General features: G+C 76.4%; 1 protein-coding gene and 1 pseudogene. Both read left to right on the top strand.

What is annotated here, in order from left to right; translation table 11 throughout:
* Positions 1–171 (top strand): annotated as a pseudogene (locus tag ACY1JF_RS25665) (DUF58 domain-containing protein); the annotation flags it as partial.
* A gap of 280 nt (positions 172–451) precedes the next feature.
* Positions 452–2,848: a transglutaminase TgpA family protein gene (locus tag ACY1JF_RS25660; RefSeq protein ID WP_462707611.1), complete on the top strand. Its 2,397-nt coding sequence runs from the start codon at positions 452–454 to the stop codon at positions 2,846–2,848.
* The last annotated feature ends 97 nt before the right edge of the window (positions 2,849–2,945 follow it).

Genomic DNA, 2,945 nt, shown 5'->3' with positions numbered 1-2,945 from the left:
GCGGACGCCCCCGGCCCCTCGGGCCACCACGAGGAGCGGCTGCGGATGCTGCGCGAGTCCGGCTGGACGGCCGTGAGTGTGGAACGCGGGGCGTCGCTGAAGGAACGGTGGCGCCGGGCGGAACAGGAACGCTCCGGCCTCACGCCGGCGAGCGGCGGGGAGGGCTTGTGAGGAACGGGCGGACGCGGGTCGCGCCGGTCACGACGGCCGGCGGGCGGGTACGGCCGGCGCAGGCCGGGCGGGCGCGGGCGGCGGGCCTGAGGCCTGACCGGCGCGCGGGAACAGCGGACCTGAGACCTGACCGGCCCGCGCGGACAGCAGACCTGAGACCTGACCGGCCCGCGCGGACAGCAGACCTGAGACCTGACCGGCCCGCGGGGGCGAGACCGTCCGGATCGGCGGGCCCCCCGTACCCGCGCCCGGCCGCGGTGACCGGACGGGAGGGTGTCCGATGAGCGGGCGGGCACGGATGGTGTTGTGCGCGTGGGCGGCCACGCTGACGGCGTCGTGCGCGTTGCTGCCGCTGGTCGATCCGGCCGTCTGGATCGTGCAGGCCGCGTTGCTGCTGGCGATCCAGTCGGGGGTGGGCGCGGCGGTCCGCCGGGTGCCGTCGGCCCGGTGGCTGACCGTCGCGGCACAGGCCCTGGCGGCGCTGCTGTTGCTGACGCTGGCCTTCGCCCGCGAGCAGTCCTTCGCCGGCCTGGTCCCCGGCCCGGACACCTTCCGGCACTTCGCCGCGTTGCTGCGGCAGGGCGGCGAGGACATCGCGCGGTACGCGATCCCCGCGCCGCTGGAGTCCGACGGCATCCGGCTGATGCTGGTCGGCGGCGTGCTGGTGATCGGCCTGCTGGTGGACACCCTCGCGGTGACCTTCCGCAGCGCGGCTCCGGCCGGTCTGCCGCTGCTGGCGCTGTACTCGGTGGCCGCGGGGCTGTCGGACGGCGGCACCGACTGGCTGTGGTTCCTGGTCGCGGCGGCCGGCTATCTGATGCTGCTGCTGGCCGAGGGCCGCGAGCGGCTCTCCCAGTGGGGCCGGGTCTTCGGCGGTGCCCCCCGCGCCCCGGGCGCCGGGCCGGCCCGTGCCCTCGCTCCGGTCCGCGCCGGCCGGCGGATCGGCGTGGTCGCGCTGGGCGTCGCCCTGGTGGTGCCGCTCGGCCTGCCCGCGATGGACGGCGGCCTGCTGGACGGCACCGGCGCGGGGGTGGGCTCCGGTGACGGAGGCGGCGGCACCATCTCGGCGGTGAACCCGCTGGTCTCCCTGCGCGACAGCCTGAACGTGGACGAGGACCGCCAGGTCCTGACCGTCCGCACCGAGTCGAGCGACATCTCGGACCTCTACCTGCGGGTCGTCTCCCTGGACGACTTCGACGGCACCACCTGGAAGCCCTCCAGGCGGCAGATCACCTCCGTTCCGGACGGCGCCTTCCCCACGCCTCCCGGACTCGGCCCCGACGTCGAGCGCAGGGAGACGCGGACCACGATCTCGGCGGCGGACTGGTACGCCCAGGACTGGCTGCCGATGCCCTACCCGCCGAGCGGCGTGCTGGTCAGCGGCGCCTGGCGGTACGAACCGGTCGGCATGACCCTGGTCGGCGACCACGGCCAGAGCACCCGGGGTCTGACGTACGACGTCAAAAGCCTGGAGGTGCGGCCGACGGCGGAGCAGCTGGCCACCGCGCCAAAGCCCTCGGCGGCGATGGAACGCGAGTACACCGAGCTGCCCGACTCGCTGCCGGGCGTCGTGTCCGAACTCGCCCGGGAGGTCACCGCGGGCGCCACCGACGCCTATGACCGGGCCGTCAGGCTCCAGGAGTACTTCGCGATCACCGGCGGTTTCGAGTACGACACCCACGTGCAGGTCGGCAGCGGTTCCCAGGCGATCGCCCGCTTCCTGCGGGACAAGCAGGGCTTCTGTGTGCACTTCTCGTTCGCCATGGCGGCGATGGCCCGCTCCCTGGGCATACCGGCCCGGGTAGCGGTCGGTTTCGCGCCGGGTTCCCCGCAGGCGGACGGGACGGTGTCGGTGGGTCTGCGGGACGCGCACGCCTGGCCGGAGCTGTACTTCGAGGGCGTCGGCTGGACCCGCTTCGAGCCGACCCCGAACCGCGGCTCGATACCGTCGTACACCGTGCCGGACTCGCCGGGCACCACGCTGCCGGACACCGCCCGCCCGTCCCAGGAGGTCTCGGAGGAACCGTCCGCCGCCGCGTCGGCGAGCGAGAGCTGCACGGCCCAGGCCAAGAAGCTGGACGCCTGCGCGAGCGAGTCCCCGCAGGCCGCGCTCGCCACGCACGACGACGGCCCGAAGTGGTACGTCCGGCTGGCCTGGGCGCTGGCCGGACTGCTGGTCGTGGTGGCACCCCTCTGCCCGCTGCTGTGGCGGACCCGTCAGCGGGCGCTGCGGCTCGGGGCGCGCGGCCGCGGCGCGGCGGACGCGGCGGCCCGCGCCCTGGCGGCCTGGCGGGAGCTGACGGACACGGCGTGGGACTACGGCGTCGCGCCGGACGAGTCGCAGACCCCGCGCAGGGCGGCGGCCCGTGTCGTCCGGCTCGGGGAGCTCGATCCGACGGCGGCCGCGGCCGTGCACCGGGTGGCGGACGCCGTGGAGCAGGTCCTCTACGCTCCCCGTCCGCGTCCGGTCACGGGACTGGCGCAGGACGTGTACCTGGTGGCGGCCGGGCTGGGGGCCTCGGCCGGCCGGGCGGCGCGGCTGCGCGCCCGGTTCGCCCCGCGCTCGGCCGTGCGGGTGGGCTGGGCGGCGTCGGCCCGCTGGGCCGCTGTGCGGCACCGGATCTCGTCGGCCCGTCCCGCCCTGCGCGGGCCGAGGGGCCGGGGGGCGGAGAGCTGAGCAGCGGACAGCGGTGAGGGGCGGGCCCCCGTCGGTGGGCGCCCCGCCCGCACGTTCTCCTAGGTGCCCGCCCGGGCGGCGGCCCGGTCCCGGCCGG

The sequence above is a fragment of the Streptomyces sp. SYSU D01066-1 genome (genome assembly GCF_054956795.1).
This window is presented reverse-complemented; position numbering and strand designations above follow the sequence as displayed.